Origin of the sequence: Paenibacillus agri, assembly GCF_013359945.1 — a bacterium.
In the GTDB taxonomy this organism is placed as follows: domain Bacteria; phylum Bacillota; class Bacilli; order Paenibacillales; family Paenibacillaceae; genus Paenibacillus_AQ; species Paenibacillus_AQ agri.
This window is the reverse complement of record NZ_JABWCS010000205.1, coordinates 39394-63108: the sequence shown is the minus strand read 5'-3', so window position 1 is coordinate 63108 and position 23715 is coordinate 39394. Positions and strand designations below refer to the sequence as shown.

The window sequence follows — 23715 nt, the reverse complement described above, 5'->3', positions numbered from 1 at the left end:
ATAACTCCTTAATATCTTTGATATTTCTTTTTAAGTTTGATATGCCAGAAACTCCTTCATAGCCCTATCAAAATTTTCTTGAATATATGATACATCTAACGTTTGAATTAATTCTTCCTTATGAAAAGATGAAACGACATCCAAAGTTAGCTTCAAATAATTTGAAATCGCTTCCTTGTACATCAGATCATTTTTAAAAAAACCATGTTTTCTAGATTCTATAATTAATCTTAGCCATTCATCCATACCAAGAATTTTGTATTGGGAAGTCACCTTGTTTTGTTCAGAATATTGTCTAGAATAACTTAAAGACTCGGCTAGATACAAAACATCCCCTTTTTCCATCAAAGTTATCCAGGTAGCAACATCGTTTAAAGCATTGAAATCTTTATCATAATAAAATCCGTACTTTTCTATTTCCTTTCTTCTAAACATTCCTGTAGTTGGTTCACCTATCAAATTTGAACTTTTACTTAGCAACTGGGAACCCAATTCCATACCATTCAGAATTGTATTTTCACTAAAGATTACCTCGGAGTAGTTTTTTAGGTTTAAGAACTCTCCATTCTCATCTATTAGTTGTCTACGCGATGTAACTAAAGAAATAGTGTCATGTTTATAAAATTGCATTACCATTTTCTCTATTTTGTCATATACGAACAAATCATCATCCATCAGAAAATTGATAAATTCTCCTCTGGCTAGAGAATATAGTTTATATAAATTTACCGCACCTGGTTTTTTTTCATTTCTGTAATATGTTATTCTTTTATATCTTTCCAGATAAGGTTCCACGATTTTTTGCACTTCATCGTTAGTGCTATCATCACCTATAATAATCTCAACATTATGATAAGATTGATATAATACACTTTGCAAAGCGAGTTCCAAATGGTATGGCTTATTGCAAGCAGGAATCAATATACTTACTAGTGGAAAAAGATCCTCCGAGTATTCCTTAAGAAAGGCTAATCTCTCCTCCTCATATCCAGTATAATCTAATAGACTCCGATCGTGCATACACCAAGAACTTTCTTGTCTTGGAACGCCGACCTCATAACCAGCCCGCTTAAATTCTATTGCTTGTGATATATCATACATATGCCAATCTAGAAACAAATCACTCCTCCATGTAACATCATACTGAGTTACCATTATTAATCCGTCTATTGCCTCAACAGGTTCGTAATCACTCAATACTTCGTTCGCATTCAAGATCTTAATTCCACTAGGACCATTACTTTCACAAACCATTCCATAGCACTCTTTTGCATCACTAAAAAATCCATTGGGAGGTAGTTTTTTCGCTCCAAGAACACCTAACATTCCTAATTTGGAATTATTTAAAAAAATACTCAAAATATCCGAAATAAAGCTTTTATTTATAATAAGGGTGTCCTGATGTAGATAAACTTTATATTTAGCATCAGATTGACGCATCCCCCTATCATATCCTTCACTCAAACACCTATAATCACATATTGATACCAATTCCACCTCGTATCCGTTAGGAACAGAAAGAGATCTTATATATCGAACCGTCTCACTATACAAAATCTTATCATTTAAACATGTAATAAAACATATTTTATACTCATTCATATTTAATGCTCCCCTTAATAACGCCCCTTTAATCTAATGCCTCTTGAATTGTTTGTATAATATTCATTTGATCCCTGAAAGACAAGGTTTCATACAGAGGCAAACAAATAATTCGTTCAGCAATAGAATTGGAAACTTTCATATAATCACTGTCAATATATGAAAGTCTGTCTAATGAAGGATAAAAATATCTTCTCGGGTTTATTCCTTTTTCGTTTAAAGCTGAAATTACCTTTAACAAAATCTCCTCATTCTCGAACACTAAGGGGAAATATCCATAATTATAACTGCCATCTGCATTCCATTCTTGCAATTTAATACGAGGTTCTTCAACGAATGTATCTCTATAGAGAGAGTAGACCCTCTCTCTTCTCCTTATATTTTCATCAATTTCATCAAGCAAGCATAAGCCCATTGCCGCCTCGAACTCATTAATCTTGGCGTTGATACCTAGTCCAATTATTTGCTCAGGTCCAGTTATCCCAAAATTACTCATATTTTTTACTTTTTCATATACTGTATCATCATTCATAATAAGAGCGCCGCCTTCAATCGTGTGAAATACTTTGGTGCTGTGGAAGCTTGCTATAGAGATATCCCCGTAGCTATATACACTTCTGCCCTTGTACTTAACTCCAAAAGAATGCGCTGCATCATATATTACTCTTAAGTTGTATTTTCGGGCTATTCGTTCTATCTCCTCAATATTACATGTATTTCCAAAAACATGAGTAGCAACGATTGCAGAGGTTCTTTCCGTAATCTTCTCTTCAATTTTATCAGTGTTAATACAGTAAGTTAGTTCATCAATATCAACGAAAACAGGAGTTAATCCCTCCCAAACAAGTGAACTTGTTGTTGCAACAAATGAAAATGGCGTTGTTATAACTTCACCTGTTAAACCAAGTGCTTTGTAAGCTATTTGGAGCGATGTTGTTCCATTTGAGACTAAATGTATATGTTTAACTTTAAGATAATCAGAAAGTTTTTGCTGAAGTATTTTAACCAATTCTCCATTATTAGTAATCCATCCCGAGTCAAAAATCCGATCCACATACTGCTTGAATTTTTCACGGTCCGGAAGATAAGTTTTTGTCACATTAATCATATGAATTGGCCCCATTTGCACATTAATTATTTGTGTACAACATACAAATTATCTTGTTCTGAAAGTCCATACTTAATAGCTTCATTAAGACCATACCTGTCAAAAATGTTAAATACTTCTACAGAAAAACCAACAGCTAATAATCGATCTACATAATCTCGAGCATACATTCTCACATGATCTTCCTGCCCAAAAGCTTCTAATCTATCTTCTGGTGTAACTATGCTTGCATCTTCGTATGTTTTGTCAATATTTAGGGCGATCGGCACCTGGAGAATGCCCCAACCACCTGGTTTTAATACACGATAGAACTCTTTTAATGCTCTTGTGTCATCAGGAACATGTTCTAGAACATGACTACATATTACAACATCAAAACTATCATTCTCATAGCTAATATCCGTAATGTCTATTTTTTGGGTTTCCAAATCGGACGGGAACAAATCGCCAGCTATATAAGTATTGACTTCATTTTCCAGCCATCTTCTTAAGTTACTCTCCGGAGCGATATGAAGTAATTTATGTTTGTTATCTATGCCGCTTGCAAGTTGATCTATATAAAATCTAATTAGCCGCTCTCTATCAAAGCATCCACACACGGGACATATAGCGGTAAATTTATTATACATTTCGTAATCATAGCGATCTGAGTCAAATTTATCTGACCAAGCCTTAAATTCATCAAAATTACTTTCACAAAAATTACAACAATACGTATCTGGATACTCCAATAGTTTATTTGCGGCTGTACTAATATAACTAGCTGCGTTTATCTCTAAGAGCATTTGAGAAGAATGCTCTTGATTGTAAACTTGAACAATACTCATCATGTGAGTAATATAATTCTGAAGTGTTGTTTTATAATCTTTAATATTCTTCAGATAAACACTGGAATGGGCAGAATCTATAAGGTTATACCAGTCAGGAATACTTTTGCCCAGGTATTTTAGATTTCTTTGGTTTTGACCAGCGTGCTGCCTAAAATAACTTAGCGGTTCAGCTATATATACAGCTGTGCCTTTTGAAAGCAGCGCTAACCAAGTAGCAAGGTCATTTAACATAAAGAAGCTTTTGTTTTTAAACTTTCCAAAAAACTCCACATCTTCCCTTTTGAACATAACAGTCGAAGGTTCGCCTATCATGTTATTTAAATTCTTGAGTACAACATTGCCTAGTGCATAACCCTTTATTACAGTGTCTTCTTGGAAAGGGGATACATTAGCTCTTCTATCAGGTAATTCATTGTTAAATTCGTCTATTAGTCTTCTATATGAAGTTGCCAATTTTAGATTTGGCAATCGCAAGAAATAATCCACCATTTTTTCCACCTTAGTTAAGGCAAATAAGTCGTCATCCATTAAATAGTTAATATACTTTCCTTGAGCGAGCTCGAGGCATTTCTGCCAATTATTAATCTCTTGTCTTTCCTCATTCTTTATGTAGATTATATTAGGATATTTATTTATATAGGCTTGCATCATTGTGTAAGTCAGAAAATTCGTTGAATCATCGCATATAATAATTTCAATATTTTTATATGTCTGATTTATCACACTCTCAAGTGCTTGTTGAAGCAATTCAGGTCTGTTGTAGGTTGGAATCAGTACACTTACTAAAGGAAAAACATCTTTTGAATACTCTTCTAGGAAAACCTCTCTTTGGTATTCATATTCCTCTGTTTTTAATGAATTACAATCATGAATACACCAGCATTCATTTTGTTTCGCCACACCAACTTCATAGCCTGCTCTCCTGAATTCAAAGGCTTGGGACATATCATACATTTGCCAAGCCTTAAATAAGTCTTCTCTCCAGCCTAAATCATATTGTGTGATCAATATTAATCCGTCTACTGCATCAACAGTTTCATAGTCTCCTCTAACATAATTCCCCTGAAAGATTGCTATTTCATTGTAGCGACTATTATCATATACCTTCCCATAACGATCACTTGATTTCCACCATACACCGTTTGTAGGTATATTTTTAGCCCCTATTACCCCTAGCATTCCAAGGCTATGATAATTATTGAATAGATTTACTATGTCCAAAATAAAGTCCTTGTTAATAATGAATGTGTCTTGATGCAGATATACCTTGTACTTTGCATCAGACTGCTTCATCGCATGATTGTATCCCTCAGCCATACTTCTGGCTTCTCGAATTGCTATCAGTTCAATTTGAAATCCATTGGGTATATTTAGCGAGTGAATATATCGAACAGACTCCTCATATAAAACCTCATCGTTGAGACATGTAATGAAACAAATTTTCTTCTCATCCATGTTTAATACACTCCTCAATATCATGTTGCAATTTTAGTATTTCCTCATCCGGTTTACGAATTTGCTTCACAAAATCCAATGCCTCGTTGAAAGCTCCAAATTTGAACAACATGTACCCCAAGTTAAATAAAGTGTCTTCATCCTGAGGATCCACAGAATATGATTTCTCTAACAGAGGTACTACAGCTTCATACAAGGCTGAATTGAAACAATTTATTGCTACACGATTAAATGTTCCAGTTTTGTCTACAATATCAAGCATTACTGAATTTATAATTTCAGTAGTAGAGACATCGTTTTGATCTAATAAAGTTATTAACTCCATCAAAGCTTCTTCACGTTCCACATCATGTTCAACCCTACGTAAAAGAAACTTAACCTTAGTTTCAGCGATTTTACTATTGTGAATACTTTGCTTTAATTCGCTAATCCATTTGTTTACATGCTCGCTCTTATCTCCAATGCATTCAAGCCAATTCAAGGCCTTTTCATCATCGCCCAATGAATGCATGACTGTAGCTAAATTAATAAGTGTTAAGGAGTTATCCCTTTCAAGTTCGTATGCTTTTGCTAAATACGGTATAACATCATCTAGTTGTTTTCTTTCAAAATTAGATATTCCTAAGTAATTTAACAAAGGCACAGAGAGCCCATCATAGCTATCTAATGAAGCAATAATTTGTGTTGTAGAAAAGCGCAGTATGTTAGACAGAACCTCGTCACTTGGACTTGGAAGTAACCTACCGAACAGTTCATGCAGCAACTCATTTTTAGGAATCAATCGCCCACTTACCAAAAAACTTGATATTTCGAACTCTTGAGGCAACTCCTCAACCAACTCACCGAGATCCCCAATAAAAGTATTATCTTGCTCACTGAGACTATCGAACACATATTCAAAATCCAATTCTTGAAATCCAGCCTCTTCAAAGAGTGGGGGTATATCTGCTAATTTCCAATACCGTTTCTCATCTTCTAACCCTTCACCCAACAGTAATCGTTTTATTATCCCAACGTAATTAATATTGGAGAACTCAATAAGTAATTGACCATGCACTGCTAACAGTTCTTTCGCATGCGATAGCGTAGACTCAGGATCAACGAAGGAACTTAATACAATGCAATTAAATTTCTCAGCGCTATTAAAAACAGGAAGCTGTTTACTATCGCAATATTCAATTCTAGCATTCGGATACATTTGTTTTATTTTTATTGTTGTTGAGCTTATTCCTTTAATTGGACCCACAACCAGGACATTACAGGCAGCTTCATTGGGGATAGCAAATAAACGAAAGACGTTAGTTTCTCCTTTAAGAGCTGAAGAACTAAAGCCCCATTTAGACTTAAATCTTCTAAGAAAAACCTTGCTATTATTGATCTCGTTAATACCATAATGATGTACGTAAACATATCTGCATAATACTAAGTTATAAGCACTCTCTTTAATACGTAGGCAAAAATCAATAATCGCTATGTTCCCATCCAGCTGCTCATCGAGTCCCCCTATACGTTCCAACAAGGACCTTTTGAACAACAGACAAAAACCGGATAAGGTTAATCTCTCTTCCGTTGACCCCACTTTATTTATACCCTTAGCATATGCAAGCATCTCTTCCATTGATGAAAACTGAACGGTGTCAGCTTGCTCATCATCAGCAAAATTTGTTAGAGGTCCTACTGCTCCAATACTATCGTTCTTATAAAGCTCCTCCAATAGTAGATCTAACCAGTTCTCAGTTACCAACGTATCTTGATGCATGATCAATATAGAATCGCAGTTAGAGATTTTAATTCCTTCATTTAAGGCCTGACTCATGGTAAGCTCTTGGTCAAAAAACAGGGATCTGATTTCCGTTTCTTCAGCTAACCAATTTCTCGTCTCGAAAGAGCCACCGCTTTCAACGACAATTAATTCATAGGAACCTTTTTTGGTAAACCGACGAATACTTTCAATTGATGCCTTCATATATTCGAATTGATTTGGAAAAACAACCATAATGATACTTGTCCTTTGCATTAATAAGCGCCCCCAAATATATGATTACCTTTTAAGATTTATATCGGTTATTTTGTCGAAATAATGGAGCCTTCTGAGTAAATATAACGACTGAATATATTCTAAATATGTATTAGTGAATATTGCTTTACCCTATAAGTATTTTTACCGATAAATATATAAGATAACTATCCTGTTCACGAAAGGACTACAGATGATCTCTAACAAAATCAAAATCACTATGTTTCATACCTCTTCATCAGGTTCCAATAATTATTACTTATATCATGCAGCTACAGACGCGATGAGAAACAAATATGATCTAGAATTACTCACAGCACAAGAGGCGTTATACAATCGTAATCTGAATCACAGCGATGTTTACATTACAACCCACGGTGAACACGGTACCCAGAGTGACAAGGTAAATATCGAATTGTGGCATGGTTTCCCTCTAAAAGGTATGGCTAAAATGGATCGGCAAGAAACTACAACGGATGAGAAAATTAACGATTATTGGTCTAATGTCGATATAATCACGTCTTACTCCACCCTGTATAACACAGCTATGAATGCATGTAATGGAGCGCGGATTCAAAAGTACCATATTACAGGTGTCCCACGAAATGACGCCTTGCTGACAGCAAACGGTCGAGCGAATTTAATGAATATATTACCTCAATGGAATGATTCAGGAGAGAATATTATCTTTTTCATGCCCACTTTCCGGAAATCCATAATAAACCCTGATAAAACGGAGGGTGGGAAAAACTTTAGTAATCTATTTGGATTGTCAGAATTCAATAAGCAGCAGCTATTAAAATTCCTGCGTGAGCAAAACATCATGTTAATTATCAAACTCCATCCTTTCGAAGAAAAGTTCTTCTCTAAGGAATTACAAGATCTTTCTGATGAGAAAATATACACATTGAATGACACTACATTAGAGTCAGCCGGTATGGATCTTTATGATGTGCTGAATGCAGCTGATATGCTTCTTACAGACTACTCTTCTGTATACATCGACTATCTTTTATTAAATCGCCCTGTAGTATTTCTTCCTACCGATCTAGAAGAATACAAGACAAATCGGGGGTTGTTGTTAGAACCTTATGAATTCTGGACACCAGGACCTAAAATTGATACACAGAAGGAATTGCAAGAGACCATCTCTCATTATCTTAAAAATTCTACATGGTATGAAAATGAGAGAAATACAATATTGAACCTATGCCATAAATATCAAGATGCGCATTCTTCCGTGAGGGTATGGGAACTTATTGATACATATATCCAGGATAACCTCCAATTAATCTATCAAAGACGTGAACAATCCGCACAGTACCAAAACATGCAACAGCAAGTTAAACGTAAAATCCAAGACATTATTGAGCAAGGCAATCTTGCCCAGGCTAATGAAGCAATTCAACAATATCTCGAGAGCAATTCCGCAGACCCAGATATTTTCGCCATGAATGGGATGCTGCATTTATTAAACAACGATGCACAAGAGGCAATCAATACCTTCCAGGCTGGTCATAAGCATTTCCCTTGGGACGAAGATCTTTTGTACAATTTGGGCTATGTCTATGAACTCCTGGGAGATTCTACAGCTGCCATCGAACATTATCAGGAAGCGCTCCGGCTGAGTTCCCGTCAAGAAATGACACAGCTTCTAGAAGGAAAGTTAAATTCGATAACATGAAAAGGAGGCCATTATGAAAAAGGTAATCACCTACGGAACTTTCGACCTCCTGCACTACGGACACATTCTTTTATTACAGAGAGCTAAAGAGCTTGGCGATCATCTAACCGTAGCTCTTTCTACTGATGATTTTAATGCCATCAAACAGAAGGAAGCCTATTTCTCCTATGAGAAGCGTAAAATGATGCTTGAAGCCATCAAGTACGTCGATGAGGTTATTCCAGAGCACCATTGGGAGCAAAAAACACTAGATATCGCAAACTTAAATATTGACGTGTTTGTTATGGGGGATGATTGGGAAGGTGAATTCGATGAACTTAAAGCTTGCTGTGAAGTTGTATATCTCCAGAGAACACCTGATATATCTACAACCTCTATTAAAACAAATCTGCAACAAAAATAAACATGGAAAAGGCGATCCTTCTATTAAGGACGCCTTTTTGTGTTTTACACTATAGTTTTTATTGTTATAAAAATTCCTTTACAAAGGAAATATTAATGTAATCTGGACATTCTGCTTTAAATTGATTTATATAAATAGACTTTGCTTCTTTATCGGCATATTTAATTAATGAATAGTAAAGGTGCTTAGAACCTGGCTCCTGCTTTACAGCTTCACCGAGGAATTCAACTGCATCCTCATAATAGTTTTGGTTAGCATGATACATCCCTAAGTTAACTAAACTAGTCAGATCCAATTGTTGTCCATTTAGAAGAGCAGAATAATAATTCATCGCCATCTCGGTAAGACCAAGATTAAAGAAATAATTAGCCAATCTATTAATTAGTTCTGGCGTTTTCAATTGCTGAATAAATTTATCGAAAAGTTCATAATCTTTTATTAAGAACAACTGTTTAGCCACTGAAAATAAAGTGTCCGCATATTTGATTAGTAATTCATCATTCTTTTCCGAATTACCTTGTATAAAGGAGACTATAATGGTTGTTAAGTCACCTATATTCTTATTATACTTTTTAGAAATCTCTTCAAGTTTGTCTGGTTGATTCCATTTAATAGCGCCTACAGCAACCTGCGTCCAAAATTGCAACTGATTTTCATATTCAGATTGATTCCAGTCAGAAAAATTGAACCAAGTTTCCTGATCCTCCATTATGATCACATAACGCAATTGATCTAACGGACTAAGATTATCTAGCGTATCCATAAGACTGGAATAATAACGTACCAACTCCCCTTGCCCCAATACAAGAGAGACTTTGAACAACAATTCACAGTCAGCAATATTAGTAACATCATAAATTTTGTTTAAAAATCCGATTACTTCGTCCTGTTGTTCATGTTGACATAACCACTCTACTAATTTTAATAGCACTTGGGGATTTTTGTTATTCTTCTGAAGGAGTCTCGACAACCAATAGATAGCCTGCTTACTATCATTAAATCTAAAGTATATTCCTACTAACTGCTGTACAGGAGTCTCAAAGCTATACATCGGATCAACAAGCCAGATTTCTTGCTCCTTCTTAGCCCGTTGTTCTGCAATCCGAATGGCTTCAAGATAACACTCTTCCGCTTGATTGAAAAAGCCCATTGTTTCATATTGAATTCCCTTAATCGCATGGTACTCAGCATAATCAGTAAATGTAACTAACTTACTAGTCGTCAACCTATCAACCAATTCCAGACGGTTTTCTTGGAAGTACAAACTAATTAGCCCAATTAAGCAATGTGGATACCATGCCAATCTGGAAGAATCACCAACTAATGCACGCTCGTAACATCGAATAGCCTCTTCCACGTTCTTTCCATACCGATACTGGTTGCCCAAGGTAAACCAATCGTATTCGCTCATTCTATCATTTTTCTTCATAGTGTTAAAAATAGTCATATTACGTTCATGTTTATTTTTTTCAATTAACCTTTTCGTTTGATAACCTGTATGATAAATGTTCATAGAGACTTTCTTATGATAAAGCTCACCTTGATTGCCTCTGGTCAATTGCTCATGAATAGGTCTTTCGAAAAATATCCCTTTAAAGTTAGGAAATAAACGTGTTATTGGTGCCGTGCTAATTTCATCATCCGAATCTCTATCTCCCGTGAAGTTGATGACTGGTAAAGTATAGGCAAGGTGGTTTTGAGGCTCTTCATTCTCTAAAAACTGGTTCCACTCATCATACTCTTCCTTGGCCAAATATTCATCAGCATCAAGCACTAATACCCATTTCCCTGCTGCATGACGAATGGATTCATTCCTAGCTGCTGAAAAATCATTAATCCAGGTAAAGTCAAACAACTGTGCAGAGTATGCAGCTGCAATTTGTTTGGTACGGTCCGTTGATCCTGTGTCGACAATAATAATTTCATCTGCGATACCTGTTACACTCTCTAGACAGCGGGGCAGCAGCTCCTCTTCGTCTTTAACAATCATACAAACGCTTAGTCGCTTCATATGAATAACCCCAACCTTTTATTATTTCTTATGATCTACGAAAAAACTATCAACATTGTAAGAGGCGCCATAAGCATTTTTTTGTTCCCTGATTGCCCCTTGCCTAGACAACCATTTACTCGCTTCATTTTTATATTCTTCCATTTTAGAAAGGATTACTTGATCATATTTCTGTAGTTCCTTTAATCGTGTAACATGCCCACTCGAAATAGATTCTTGAGAGTCTGTAATATGTTGAACCAATAGTTCCCGTTCATCAGCAAAAGTAGATAGTTCTTCATAGCTAACTAAATCAATTCTTTGAAGTAAGATAGCTGTTATATCCTCAAGTTGCTTTAACGAAGTATCTATTACAGTATTCATTTGGGCTGTTCAGAAGCCGCATTCAACGACTTGTTAGCAGTATCCCAGGCTTCCCTTAAGTCCAAAAGATAACTTACTACTTCTTCTGCCGGCTTGGTATTCTTCTTCAAATTAGCATTAATAAGCTGATGAATCATATACTCATAAACTTGATAGAGCGTCTTCGCAATTGGATAATCATAATTTAGCGCTGCAATTAACTCATGAATTACTGCTTGGGCCTTACATAAATTCACATTCGCTTTCTCATAATTCTTTTCTTCGATTGCAGATATCCCTACTCTAGAAAAGCGAATCGCTCCATCATAAAGCATCAGCAGAAGTTGGGCTGGTGATGCTGTATGCAATTGGGTCTGTTGATATTTTTGGTGGGGTGATGTAATCAAAAAACTCTCTCCCTTGTATTAAGATAACATACTGTTTAAGCCTGAGGACGTACTATTGAATTTATTCATAGCTTTCTCCATAGCTGTGAACTGTTTGTAATACTGAGTTTCTTGCATAGTAAGTCTTCTATTTAAATCTGTGATTCGTGATTCAAAATTTCTCAGCTGGTCCCCCATTTGACTGGAAACAATAAACGGAGTTGTCAGATCACTACTTATCTTTGAAGTCCCCGCTTTTTCATACATAGAAGTGAGAGCTATATTATCGATCTTTTTCAAACGACTTAACAATCCGTCGGTTGCCGTAAATCCCGTTTTTGTTGAAGTATCAGATTGCCCTAATAATGCATATACATCTTCTGGATTAGACTCCAAGGCATTACGCAGCTTTGTTTCATCTAATATCAGTTTTCCTTTTTCACTGTAATTGCTCGTTGTTATACCTATTTGTGTTATATTCATTTCTTTGCCGTTAATCGTTACATTACCGATCATTGCCATTCTCATGTCAGTTAAGGCTTTATTTATTATTGAATCACCACTCAGCATACCGCTTTTAGCCTTTGTCTCCCAGAGAGTAATCTCATCCTCTTTCATAGCTGCTCTTTGTTCTGTACTTAAAGGCAAAAATTTTCTAAAACGTTCCTCTGATGTTTTTTGATTTAGCGTTGCTATTGTTGCATTATATGATTCCACAAAAGATTTTATCGTGGACATCATTTTATCTACATCCTGGGACACCTCAATTTGACTTGTTTGCCCTGTGGGTGTAGTTCCATTTAAAGCAATCTCCACACCATTAATAGTAAATCGATTAGAAGACTGGGTTGTTGTAATACCATTAATCTCAACTGATGCATTTTGACCTTGTGTTACTTTCGGTGCATTAAACTCAAATCCTTCATTGAACAGTGCGCCTGTCAGGACAATATCTTTATTCCCAGTTTCTTTTCGGGTAATTGACATTCGACCTGTTGTAGAATCATATACTGCAGTGACACCTGCATCTTTATTATTGTTGATCTTATTAATAACTGAATCTATCGTATCTGTAGGAGAGAATGTAATTGTGGCAGCAGTTTCGCCACTGACTCCACTCCCTATGGTTATGCTTGTTTCGTTTCCTGAATATATAGCCGATATGGGCTGTGAAGAAGAAATACCCGCATTTTTAGAAGTACCAGTAGGATTGCCATCTACATCTTTGTAGTCATTAGAAGCTATAGAAGTAGCTTTCGCTAAACTGTTTACCCTAATGTTAAACACTGAGTTGGTTGCAGCACCTGTAGCTGTTGCAGTTACGTTAGACGCTCCAGTTACCGTTGCTTTCTTGGAATTAATAGCATCTGATTTATTGAAAGTAGATAATTTCTCATTAAAGCTAACAAGGGTTGTGCTTATTGTCCGGTACCCTTCTCTTTTCCATTCCAGCTGTTGTTTCTGCTGATTTAGTTTATCCAGTGGAACTTTTGCAGCTGTCATTAATTGCTTTACCATAGAGTCAATATCCATACCTGATGCAAGTCCGCTAATTCTCATATTAACCTCCTCATTTATATCTTCTCATCTACAATTAGTCCACTTAGTTCCATCATATTTGCAGCTACATCTAGCAACTTTTCTGGTGGAATCTCTCTTATTAAATCACCTGATTGTTTGTCAAATACCTTAACCATGATTGCATGCGTCTGCTCATGAATCGATATTTCAAATGATTTCTCGGGGCCTTGTACAGCTCTTATAGCCTTTTCTAATTGCTGAATAAGCTGTTCTCTTTCAACAGGCAAACCCGCTGTTTCAATATTCGCCTCACTAAGCATTGATGAGTTTTCTTTTTCGTTGCCACTCTTCGATGAAATGACATTTCCCGGTATTGCTGCAGAAGTGTTATTCGGTATAATCTTGCTCAAAATTTTACCTCCCCAAATATGTTGAGCAATCATCTGGCTGATTCAAGTTCGTTATTCTATATATCGGATAAAGAGCAGGGAATATGTAGTCGAGATGCAGAAGAAAAAGCAAAAAAGACCTTGAAAATTCAAGGCCTTTTTGCAAAAAGCGATAAAGATTAACGAAGCACAGACAGGATACCTTGTGGAGCAGAGTTCGCTTGAGCAAGCATCGATTGCGAAGCTTGCAACAAGATGTTGTTCTTGGACAGAGCAACCATTTCCTTAGCCATATCAGTATCACGAATACGGGATTCTGCAGCAGACAAGTTCTCTACTGTAGTACCGATGTTGTTCGAAGTGTACTCCAGACGGTTTTGAACAGCACCCAGCTTAGCACGTTCAGTCGATACCGCGTTAATTGCATCTTCAATGTCAGAAAGGCCGGAACTGGAAGTCAGGCTAGTGAAGCTATCAGTAGTAATAGTTCCAATTGTGATCGAACCTGTTGCTTTATCATTAACTGTAATTGTAGCACCTTTGGTAATACTGATACCATTAAAGGTAGTCTTAGTCATGATATTGTCGATTTGTTTACCAAGTTCCGACAACTCTTCATTGATGTTGTTTTTGTCATTGGAACTGTAAGTTCCGCTGCTCTTTTGTACATTCAGTTCTTTCATACGAGTCAGCATCGAAGAAACCTCGTTCATTGCACCTTCAGCTGTTTGTACGTATGAGATACCGTCTTGAGCATTACGTTGTGCTTGCTCCAGACCACGGATTTGACCACGCATGGACTCGGAGATGGACAAGCCAGCCGCATCGTCAGCTGCACGGTTGATGCGCAGACCGGAAGCCAATTTCTCCATGTTCTTGCTTGTAGCTGCAGTGTTCAGACCCATGTTACGGTGTGTGTTTAAAGCCGGAATATTGTGGTTAATAATCATTTGATATTTCCTCCCTGAAATTGTATTGTTCCCACGTCCATGTGGTATTAGCGTCTTCACAGGTCGGCCGCCCTGAAGAATTACCGCTCTAAAATATATATCGACTTTAAACGGAAGATTGTTTAGAGTAATTGCAGAAATCTTCTCCGTTTTTTATTTAATTATTTCAGATCCTCTTTAGAATGCCGTATCCATTTTATAAGCTCAGCACTCTTCGCTTTGGTTTCAGCAATATCTAAATATCTTCTAGCCTTCTCCTTATCCACAACACTCATCTCCCTCCCTAAATGGAGCCATAACCTGGCATTCTCATTATCTTCTTTCAGACTTTCAATCAGCATATTTAAGTTACGCTTCTTTTTTTCTTTTAAATCTATTATGTTGAAATCATAGCCATCGTGAAGCAAATGAATATCGCTTTGGATCCTCTTTAAATTACCAAACGAAATCTGTTCATGGATTTTATCTTCGTATCTCAAACCAGCTGGAAATAACCGTACATATCCGTTAGGTATGGATTCAGTAATAACCCCATCAATTGTGTTATCATAAACAATATCAAAAACCGCTTGCTCATTCGTCTTGCTCATTTTATTAACAAGTTCTCTAACTTTAGGCTGATCCTGTTCAGGCAACACATCGTCAGAATCCACTACAAACACCCAATCATTAGTTACTTTAGATAAAGAGTAATTTCTAGCTGCTGAAAAATCATCTATCCAATCAAACTGAAATAACTTGACGTGATCATGTTTATTTTGATAAGACTCTATTATAGCTATGGTTCTATCTGAAGATCCCGTATCCACCACTATTACCTCATCTACAGCATCAAGAATGCTGTCCAAACACCGTGCCATGCAGCGCTCAGAATCCTTCACAATCAAAGCAGCCGATACTCCCATACCTATTCTCTCCCATAAAAGCAATATTTCCAATCAGATCTAATCTTTAAAGCCCAACATAGCTTTCTGAACAGCCTCCAGGTCCATGACCGCATTTTGGTTGTTCTGCTGAATGGCATCAAAGATTTCCTTACGATAAATATCAATTTCCTTAGGAGCTGAAATGCCGATTTTCACGATATCACCCTCAACAGATAATACAGTAACAACGATATCATTCTGGATGACGATCGATTCACCTTTTTTACGTGTCAGCACTAACATCAGGACTCACCGCCTTTACCAGTTTCTGCAGAATCTAACCATAAAGGGTGTCTTGTTGTGTACGCTGTGTTCTGAAGTATTATCTGTTTTCCCTTACTATTAACAGTGTTAAAAATAAGTGGAGCCAGCAGATTCACAGACACTTTTAATCGATCGCTATGCCAAGTGACTATACATCGCACAGAAACTTGTTCTTCATCATTCACTTTAATCTCTTTAATAGTGTCCTCTGGAAGAACAAATTCATAATCTGGATAAAACTCAAAGGGATTAACCGTAATGAAAGTTACTTCCGGTTGATCTACTGCACTCAGTAAGCTAAATGTATCGTTGTGTTCTTTAAGTGAGAATTCTTTTAATTGTTCAAATCCTGGCAGGCCTTTTGAAAAAAAATAAATAGGTTCGTTTGTATCATTAGAATTATGTTGAATCACATGTCCTTGAGTCATTATCTCATCCTCCTAGGCATACTAACAAAAGAAGCTATGGACCGCTAACTTGTCCATAGCTTCTCATTATAGTTTCAAAGAATCAAGCCTATCTCATAAAATCCATCAATGATGGTTGTAAAATTTGTGCGGATGATTTCAAAGCCGCCTCATATATAGTTTGTGCAGTCGTTGCCCTGATCATAAGGCTCGCAATATCCGCATCCTCAGTCTTTGATTGCATCGTGGTCAGATTAAGCTCCTGATCCTTTAGACGCTCTTGAACTAGTTCCACACGGTTTGTTCGCGCACCTACTTCTGATAGGCTAGCCTGCATTTTAACAGTTCTAGATTCGATTTTACTGGATTGGGCACCTATACCTGCATAATCTCCATTTCCAAGCGCTGTAATCAAATCATCCATCAATTTGAAGGTATTATCACTGTCCGTTGAGCTTCCAAAAAAATCATATCCGGATGTATTCACCTGAAAAGTAGACTGATCGCCAATAGAATATTTCACTGCTCCTTGGTCTGTATCAATCTGCGCAAAGTTAGTTACAGTGCTGGACAGCTGATACGGAGCTTGGTCATAATTTTGACCATTAAAAATATATTTACCACGAATTTGACTATTTCCGATATTACCCATTTGTTCTTTCAATTGTTCAACTTCCAGCTTGATCGCATCCAGCCCGGACTGAGGCACCGTTTCACTTGATGCCTGTACGGTCAGTTCCTTCAACCGTTTCATCACTTCAGAAGCTTGCTGCATCGTTGTATCTGTAAAATCCAGCCAGCTGACAGCTGCATCTGTATTAGTTTTAAACTGATCATTAGATGCTAATTCAGCTCTGTAGCGAAGAGCATACGTAACCCCAACTGGATCATCAGAAGGCTTATTGATTTTGCGACCAGTGGAGACCTGATTTTCTATATTGCTCATGTTACTATAATTCTTGTTTAGATTGTTGAGTGTCTGCATACTCATCATACCTTGGGTAACCCGTATAGACATATCATTGACCTCCTTTACTTAGATTAGAGACCTACCCGACCAGTTCCATTGATTAGCTTATTAAGCATTTCATCAAAGGCAGTCATGAACCGAGATGCTGCACTATAGGCATGTTGAAACTTTATAAGGTCGGACATTTCTTCATCAAGCGATACGCCACTAACGGACTGTCTGCTCAGTTCAACCTGTTCGGTTAGTTCCTGTGCATTTTTGCTTTGACGCTCCGCTTCCTGGGTCTGAACACCCAACTGTCCTACAATCGATCTGAAGTAGTCATCCACAGTACCTGGTGCAGACAATGCAGTCCCAAAATCAAACTTGGCCGTCTTTAACCCACTCATAATTAATGCCATGTCGTTGTTACCGATGATCACCTTCTCATTAGGCGCACCAGGGTTCTCAACTCGCATCGAAGTGGAAATTTTATTAGGATCCTTCTGAATATCTGGATTTAATGTAATGTTCCCTGCAGTAATTGGGCCGCCATCCTTAGATGTGAAGAGAGGCAATCCCTTCTGAGGGGTAGCACCACTAACCGTATATCCTAATTGAAGGAGTCCGTTAATACCTTTAACAGTCACCTTAGTATCACTTGCCAGCGTTCTGCCGGCGCCAGAATAGGTAACTCCGTTCAAAACCGTACCTTCTGGGAGAACTGACCCGGCAGGAAGTACTACTTCTACATCCCCGTTCGCGATTGAATCAGCCAGCTGGTTCATTTGATTCTTATAGTCTGTAACATATTTATCTCTAGACATGAACATTCCAGCTACTTCACCGCCTGATAGCGTCCCGCTATCATAGGCTGCTTTCAGTCCGTCAGCTGTCACAGGAGTTACCTCATTACCTGTGACGACTAACTGGCCACCCAGTGTCACTTGATACCCATCGCTGAGCTGATTAACCTGAACATTGGCGATTTTCGAGAGCTTATCAATGGCTAGATCACGCTGATCACGCAAATCATTCGGGTTTTGACCTAATCCTTCCAACTTGATGATGTTAGAATTAAGATCAGCTACCGTCTGCAATAATGAATTGGTTTCAGAAACTTTTAAAGTAATGTTACTAGTAAGGTCTGAAGTTAAAGCATCCAATTGTGTATTAACCTGGTTCATAGCGTCTGTAAGCGCCTGAGTAGTCTCTTTTACAATTTTACGATTGGTAATATTCTCAGGATCCTTACTCAAGTCAGACCAAGCATTCCAAAAGTTATCTAGAACTTTGCGGAGGCCAGTATCCGAAGGCTCATTCATTATAGATTCAAGTTTCTGTAAAGAATCGTGACGAATGTTCCAATTACCAAGGTTAGAGTTTTCATTGCGGTACTGATCATCCAAAAAACTTTGTCTTACACGCTCAATGGAGTTGAATTCAACACCTGTACCCATTTGTCCGGCTGCAGTTGTGCGTAAAAAACCATAAGCTTCCATAGGGAGAGAAGCATTCATTTTTACAATTTGTCTGGAATATCCCTCTGTGTTAGCATTAGAGATGTTATGCCCAGTTGTATTTAGTGCAGCTGTATGGGTGTTCAGGCTTCGCTTAGCGGTTTCTATACTATGAAATGTCGAGGTCATCTTTTATTCCTCCATAATTAGGCACGGGTATCAAACAGTCCGGAGCGCTGTACTCCACCTGATTTTTCTGCCGGATGATGATAAGTTGCTTCGGTCTCTGAATAATAGGACATGCTTTCAATTGAAAAATCAATATAAGAGAGCGATTGTTGGATCAATTGTTGATTAAGCGCATTGGCTTCTTTCAACTGCTGAAGTGTTCCAGCAAGTTTCTTCTGAATATGTAACAGCCTTTGCTTGTCATCTAGATCGAACACAAGTCGCGACAGTTCGGACAGATTGAGTTTAAGATTCGAACGAATGCCTGCACCCTGCAAAAATGCATGAATCGCTTGCGCACGTTCTTCTTCTAACTGCTCAATTGTTTTCATCTGCTTGGATTCCTTATTAATAATTTGAATCAGCATTTCAATCTTGTTCTCCATAATTGCCTGCTTCTTGGTAGCGGCCAAATCCAGCATCTGGATATGCACCTCGTCCAGCCGCTCCAGCAGTTCGATCAATGTTGTCAATGCCATGGATGAATTCACCTAATTCTCGGAGGATTGCTTAAAATAAGGGGCGAGTTTATCTGCGAGTTTGGCTGCGTCTACTTGATAAGTTCCAGCGGAGACCTGCTGCTTCAAGCTTTCAATCTTAACGGCGCGGTCAGCATCTACCTTGCTGCTGTTCTGAGCTTGCAAGAGCTTCAAGGCTTCATCGGAAAAGGTAGCCTCATCCTTGCGCGAATTTTTCTTCATTTGTTCCTGCCTTTGCGATTCGGCACTCCGTTGATAGGGGTTAATCGCGTTAATTCGTCCGGTCTCGTTAATTTTCATAACTGCCACCTTCTTTCTAAAATAAAAAAGCCGATAATCTTTACTAAGTTTATCGGCGTGTGTTGAAACATTCTTTATAGCTGCAAACGTTTTTTTGCAGATTTAAGGGTTGCGAAGTTTATCTATAGCGCGGTATGCGCCCTCGTGCGTGTGTCTGGAGGCATCCGCAGCGGCGCTCTCCTTGGCAGCATTAGAGAGATCCTTCCGCAGACGATTTCGGCAGCTGTCACACATATGCCCTTCTCGAATCAGGGTTCCGCATACTTCGCAAGGATACGTCATATTTGGGGCATTTGCTATGGATATTCGTCCTTCTCGAATAAAACGGGTGATCTCTTTGATGGAGATTTCCGTAGCATCCGACAATTCCTGAATGTTAGTTCCTCTATTCTCTCGCAAGTAATTTACGCAGATCTCATATTCATGCTCCAGTTCTTTGATACAGGGCTGGCATAACTCCATGAGATTCTTGACGTATAACCGGCCGCACCTTGGACAATTGTCTAGATTCATAACAAGCAGCCGCTCCTCCCATACATTTTGTGCAAACATTACAATTCTTATGCTCCTAGATTACATGATTGAAGAGCATTCGTCTATCTCTTGCAAAGGAATACGATGAATTAGTTCCTTAGGAGCGGGCCAGAGTCAAACTACGAATTTCCACAGCTACGCCACATTCGTCTGCAAGACGCTGCAGGGGCTCAGCACAGGCGCGTATTGTACTTCCTGTAGTGTAAATATCATCTACTATAATAATGCGCAGAGGAGCATTCGGGTTAAGTCTTGTCTGTAGCCAGCCAGCGAATCTATCCTTCATCCCGGGGTCAATGGCAAAGGCATGCTTCATGTCTGATAGCCTCTCGGCCCGGCTCTTAAAGCTTTGCTTTCCCGTATGATGAGTGCGAAGCAGCAAGGCAAGTTGCGGAATGCCCCTACACGAGGACAACACATGGCCTAAACGTTCTGCCTGATTAAAACCCCGCTCAACTAATCTGGCCCCGCTGACCGGAACGGGAACCAGGAGATCTGCTCGCCACGTGTCTTCTCCTTTATAGCCAAGATAGGAAAAGAGAGTGTTCCTTTTCTGTCCTTTTAACTGGACCTGTCTTTCTCTTTCCTGCTCCGCCTTCAGCAAACCATAGGCTCTGTCTAACATTAAGCCGAGGAGAAGAGTGTATCTCTCATTTCCCCTGTATTTATATTGTCCTATCAATTCACGCATCACCTCGTTATAAGCCACGGCACTACGGTTGCAGATCAGTGGAGTCGGTTCATTAGATCGCGTACAATCCGGGCAGCCTACATGCCTGCCGCATGTGGTACAGCGGGGAACCTGTATCCACGGTATCGTGACAGCACAGTTTGAACAGACTTCGGGCAAAGGCGATGATCCCTTACTGTTCTTCCCGCAGATCAGACACCTGGTTAAGGGAGGCGCCAGCAGTAATTCTGCTTTTCTCAACCATTGTGACAGCATACTCATTGGAGACTCTCCTTACGAATGTAACCTTTTTGACGGGCAATTCGGTTCATGGTGCGGATCTGGGCGATGGCCCCGCGCTGCGAACGGCTCCACTGCGGAGAGATGAAGAAGACTCTCCCCGCTGGATCATCCTTGGAGCGCCCGGCACGGCCAGCCATTTGAACAAGTGAAGCCTCATCAAAAAGAGAACTGTCAGCATCTAAGATAAACACATCGCTCTGAGGCACGGTTACCCCGCGCTCAAGAATCGTTGTGGTGACGAGCAGCGAGATACTACGGTCACGAAACGCCATCACTTTCTCCCCTCTTGCTGCGTCCTGAGAGGAAGTCCCTTCTATAACTACACTCGGGAAACGCCGGCGCAGAAGCACCAGCAAACCTTCGATGTGGGCAATTCGGGATACAAATAGAAAAATCTGTGCGTTGCGATTCAGCGATATTTGCAGCTCTTGAATCAGCTTCTTCGGCAAAGCGCCCCGTTTCAGGCAGATTCTCACCGGGTCCGCAGCCAAATGCCGTGGTAAAGGTAAAGGATGCCCGTGAAAACGAACCGGAACCCTGGCATGGGCCAGCTTCCCTGATTTGACTTGACGCTGCATGTCCGTTGGCGGCGTGGCAGACAGGTAGATGAAGCATCCGTCCGGCTTACATGCCTGCCTTGCCGCATAGGCCAGCATCGGATCGTTATGATAGGGATAAGCATCCAGCTCATCTATAATAACGAGATCGAAGCTGTGATAGAATCGCAGCAGCTGATGGGTGGTCGCCAACGTCATCCGGGCACCCACCCAGCGCTCTGTGCTGCCGCCGTATAACACGGCGAGGCTCTCCGCGGGGAAAGCCCGTCCTAGCCGCGGCGCCAGCTCCAGCACAACATCGCGCCGCGGTGTTGCTACGAGCGCCCGGCCTCCGGCGCCGAGTACGGCCTCCAAGAGCGGGAAAATCATTTCGGTTTTTCCCGCTCCTGTCACTGCCCAGAGCAGGAAGCGCTCTGGGCCCGGGACAGAGGAACGCTTGGAGTTCGGGACTGTAGAGTGCTTGGAGCCCAGGACGGCGGAGCGCTTGGAGCCCGGGACTGTAGAGTGCTCTGGGCTCGGGACCGCGGAGCGCTGCCGCCGCTCCGCCAAAAAAGCCAGCGCAGCCCCGGCGGCTCCCGCCTGGGCCGCGCTAAGCCCCCACCGGCGTGCCGCCACGGTGGGGTCAGAGCTGGCCGTGCATTGCACGGCCGGGGTCGCTGCGCTGCGCAGCAGCAGCGTACAAGCCCGGCTGCGCCCAAGTGCGAGGCAGGCCTCGCAGTAGGCGCAGCCCGAGAGCCCGCACGCAGCACAGGGCGTGCGGGCAGTGGCAGCGCTGCCGCAGCGACGGCAGCGCGGGAGGGCGCGGCGCGGGGCGAAGCCGCGCCGGAAGCCCAGATGCGGCGGCCAGGCGGCAGCCGCACGCAGAGCGCCAGCGACCAACGGGAGCTGGCGCAGCCCTTGACGCGCGGCTCCGCCACGCGCGTCCTCGCCGACGGCGGCTTCAATACTCAGCCGCCCTTGCAAATGCGCCAGCTGGGCAGCGCGGCGCCAAGGAGCGCATAATTCCGGGCTTTGATCCAGCAGCAACGCTTCCAGCTCCGCTTCAAGCAGGGATCGCCCGGACACCCCATGTACCAATTGTTCTGCTTGTCTTGCCAACAGAGCCAGATTCTCAATCCTTTCTCCAAGGAAAATCTCCTCTTCTCTATCACTCCGATCCCTAAAATTGCTGTTCCATTTAAGAACTTCCGTCCGCTCATCTCCGAATGAAGTTACATTGGTAGCTTTCCGCTGCTCACTTCTCAAGAAAGCCTGGCCTTCATCCGTTCTGTTATCATCACTAACTCCCATGTTACAACCACGGCCCGTCAATCTCCACCTATTACCCTCACATTCCCACATCGAAATTCCGGTTAACAGCCGCCCCGAATACCTTATGACATCACCATTACCATAACCATAACCATTACCATTACCATTACCATTACCGTCACCCTCTGCCTTTAGTTCAGCCTGAAGAATATCCTCTATGTATGTACTCCACTCCCTAGCGCTCCAAGTATGCATATGTTTATCAGACCGGAATCGGTCACGAAAGAGCACGGCCCAACCCAATGGCATTTCGAGCGTAAGTAGAACCAAACGCTCCATCCCTTGGTTATGGCTCCAACCTCCGAATTTCTCCTCCCGACCTTCCCACCAACAGAAATCCACAATTGGTGCCAGAGAAATCCACACCCTCCATGTACCATTACACTCCACAGCATAAGTTGCAGCTTTCATCACAATTCCTCCTTCATTAAAGCTCAGAAGTAGTCTTCTATAAATAAAACAAACCTTAAATTCGAACATAAGGTTTGGTCATCACTTCAGTCGAATAGTTGGGCTGACAGTCGCTGTTGTCTCCATATTTCTTCTTGTTAGTTGCTCTAGCAGTTGAAGTCCGGCTAGCTTATGCTACAACGGGAGCTTTCTTCCGGAATCTTTTAGCCGAACGCTCT

At 40.2% G+C, this 23715-nt stretch carries 22 protein-coding genes; 2 read left to right on the top strand and 20 right to left on the bottom strand.

The features are described 5' to 3' along the window. Window positions 1–30: 30 nt before the first annotated feature. Genes HPT30_RS11300 through HPT30_RS11285 form a run of 4 tightly spaced genes read right to left on the bottom strand, consistent with a single transcriptional unit; the run spans window position 31 to window position 7012 of the window. Window positions 31–1602 (bottom strand): glycosyltransferase, encoded by a 1572-nt coding sequence (locus tag HPT30_RS11300; RefSeq protein ID WP_175371493.1) that lies wholly within the window; start codon window positions 1600–1602, stop codon window positions 31–33. 28 nt (window positions 1603–1630) lie between these two features. Continuing rightward, window positions 1631–2710 (bottom strand): DegT/DnrJ/EryC1/StrS family aminotransferase, encoded by a 1080-nt coding sequence (locus HPT30_RS11295; RefSeq protein ID WP_175371492.1) that lies wholly within the window; start codon window positions 2708–2710, stop codon window positions 1631–1633. A gap of 26 nt (window positions 2711–2736) precedes the next feature. Further along, the gene (locus tag HPT30_RS11290; protein ID WP_246317037.1) at window positions 2737–4995 is read right to left on the bottom strand and encodes a glycosyltransferase; all 2259 of its coding nucleotides are present in this window, start codon (window positions 4993–4995) and stop codon (window positions 2737–2739) included. Beyond that, complete coding sequence (locus tag HPT30_RS11285) at window positions 4988–7012, bottom strand: glycosyltransferase (protein ID WP_175371490.1); 2025 nt, start codon at window positions 7010–7012, stop codon at window positions 4988–4990. The genes HPT30_RS11290 and HPT30_RS11285 overlap by 8 nt, the downstream gene beginning before the upstream one ends. A 283-nt stretch (window positions 7013–7295) precedes the next feature. On the opposite strand from HPT30_RS11285, the gene HPT30_RS11280 reads away from it, so the two are divergent. Further along, window positions 7296–8696 carry a CDP-glycerol glycerophosphotransferase family protein gene (locus tag HPT30_RS11280; RefSeq protein WP_246317036.1) on the top strand — a complete coding sequence of 467 codons (1401 nt, stop codon included), beginning with the start codon at window positions 7296–7298 and terminating at the stop codon, window positions 8694–8696. 13 nt (window positions 8697–8709) lie between these two features. After that, on the top strand, window positions 8710–9099 hold the full coding sequence (gene tagD / locus HPT30_RS11275) for a glycerol-3-phosphate cytidylyltransferase (RefSeq protein WP_175371488.1): 390 nt from the start codon (window positions 8710–8712) through the stop codon (window positions 9097–9099). A 64-nt stretch (window positions 9100–9163) separates the two neighbouring features. Here tagD and HPT30_RS11270 read toward each other — a convergent pair whose 3' ends face one another. From HPT30_RS11270 to HPT30_RS11195, 16 genes are all read right to left on the bottom strand, one after another. Further along, window positions 9164–11110 (bottom strand): glycosyltransferase, encoded by a 1947-nt coding sequence (locus tag HPT30_RS11270; protein WP_175371487.1) that lies wholly within the window; start codon window positions 11108–11110, stop codon window positions 9164–9166. 21 nt (window positions 11111–11131) lie between these two features. Next, a complete protein-coding gene (locus HPT30_RS11265; RefSeq protein WP_175371486.1) occupies window positions 11132–11473 on the bottom strand; it encodes a hypothetical protein in 342 nt (113 codons plus the stop codon). Further along, complete coding sequence (gene fliS, locus HPT30_RS11260) at window positions 11470–11859, bottom strand: flagellar export chaperone FliS (RefSeq protein WP_175371485.1); 390 nt, start codon at window positions 11857–11859, stop codon at window positions 11470–11472. Before fliS ends, HPT30_RS11265 begins: the two co-directional genes overlap by 4 nt. Before the next feature lie 18 nt (window positions 11860–11877). After that, window positions 11878–13398: a flagellar filament capping protein FliD gene (fliD, locus tag HPT30_RS11255; RefSeq protein WP_175371484.1), complete on the bottom strand. Its 1521-nt coding sequence runs from the start codon at window positions 13396–13398 to the stop codon at window positions 11878–11880. Window positions 13399–13412: 14 nt separating this feature from the next. Next, a complete protein-coding gene (locus HPT30_RS11250) occupies window positions 13413–13769 on the bottom strand; it encodes a flagellar protein FlaG (protein WP_246317035.1) in 357 nt (118 codons plus the stop codon). A 158-nt stretch (window positions 13770–13927) separates the two neighbouring features. Next, complete coding sequence (locus HPT30_RS11245) at window positions 13928–14698, bottom strand: flagellin N-terminal helical domain-containing protein (RefSeq protein ID WP_175371482.1); 771 nt, start codon at window positions 14696–14698, stop codon at window positions 13928–13930. Between the two features lie 161 nt (window positions 14699–14859). Then, on the bottom strand, window positions 14860–15603 hold the full coding sequence (locus tag HPT30_RS11240; RefSeq protein ID WP_175371481.1) for a glycosyltransferase family 2 protein: 744 nt from the start codon (window positions 15601–15603) through the stop codon (window positions 14860–14862). Between the two features lie 39 nt (window positions 15604–15642). Continuing rightward, on the bottom strand, window positions 15643–15867 hold the full coding sequence (gene csrA, locus HPT30_RS11235; RefSeq protein ID WP_175371480.1) for a carbon storage regulator CsrA: 225 nt from the start codon (window positions 15865–15867) through the stop codon (window positions 15643–15645). Continuing rightward, the gene (locus HPT30_RS11230; RefSeq protein WP_175371479.1) at window positions 15867–16316 is read right to left on the bottom strand and encodes a flagellar assembly protein FliW; all 450 of its coding nucleotides are present in this window, start codon (window positions 16314–16316) and stop codon (window positions 15867–15869) included. Before HPT30_RS11230 ends, csrA begins: the two co-directional genes overlap by 1 nt. An 88-nt stretch (window positions 16317–16404) precedes the next feature. Continuing rightward, window positions 16405–17313, bottom strand: coding sequence for a flagellar hook-associated protein FlgL (flgL, locus tag HPT30_RS11225; RefSeq protein WP_175371478.1), 909 nt, complete (start codon window positions 17311–17313; stop codon window positions 16405–16407). Window positions 17314–17336: 23 nt separating this feature from the next. Then, the gene (gene flgK / locus HPT30_RS11220; protein WP_175371477.1) at window positions 17337–18893 is read right to left on the bottom strand and encodes a flagellar hook-associated protein FlgK; all 1557 of its coding nucleotides are present in this window, start codon (window positions 18891–18893) and stop codon (window positions 17337–17339) included. Window positions 18894–18910: 17 nt separating this feature from the next. Beyond that, window positions 18911–19411, bottom strand: a complete 501-nt coding sequence (locus HPT30_RS11215) for a flagellar protein FlgN (protein ID WP_175371476.1) — start codon at window positions 19409–19411, stop codon at window positions 18911–18913. A 12-nt stretch (window positions 19412–19423) separates the two neighbouring features. Continuing rightward, the gene (flgM, locus tag HPT30_RS11210) at window positions 19424–19711 is read right to left on the bottom strand and encodes a flagellar biosynthesis anti-sigma factor FlgM (RefSeq protein WP_175371475.1); all 288 of its coding nucleotides are present in this window, start codon (window positions 19709–19711) and stop codon (window positions 19424–19426) included. Between the two features lie 102 nt (window positions 19712–19813). Then, a complete protein-coding gene (locus HPT30_RS11205; RefSeq protein WP_175371560.1) occupies window positions 19814–20224 on the bottom strand; it encodes a TIGR03826 family flagellar region protein in 411 nt (136 codons plus the stop codon). Between the two features lie 118 nt (window positions 20225–20342). Continuing rightward, a complete protein-coding gene (locus tag HPT30_RS11200) occupies window positions 20343–21197 on the bottom strand; it encodes a ComFC family protein (protein WP_175371474.1) in 855 nt (284 codons plus the stop codon). Further along, window positions 21194–23497: an ATP-dependent helicase ComFA gene (locus HPT30_RS11195; protein ID WP_175371473.1), complete on the bottom strand. Its 2304-nt coding sequence runs from the start codon at window positions 23495–23497 to the stop codon at window positions 21194–21196. The genes HPT30_RS11200 and HPT30_RS11195 overlap by 4 nt, the downstream gene beginning before the upstream one ends. Window positions 23498–23715 lie beyond the last annotated feature (218 nt).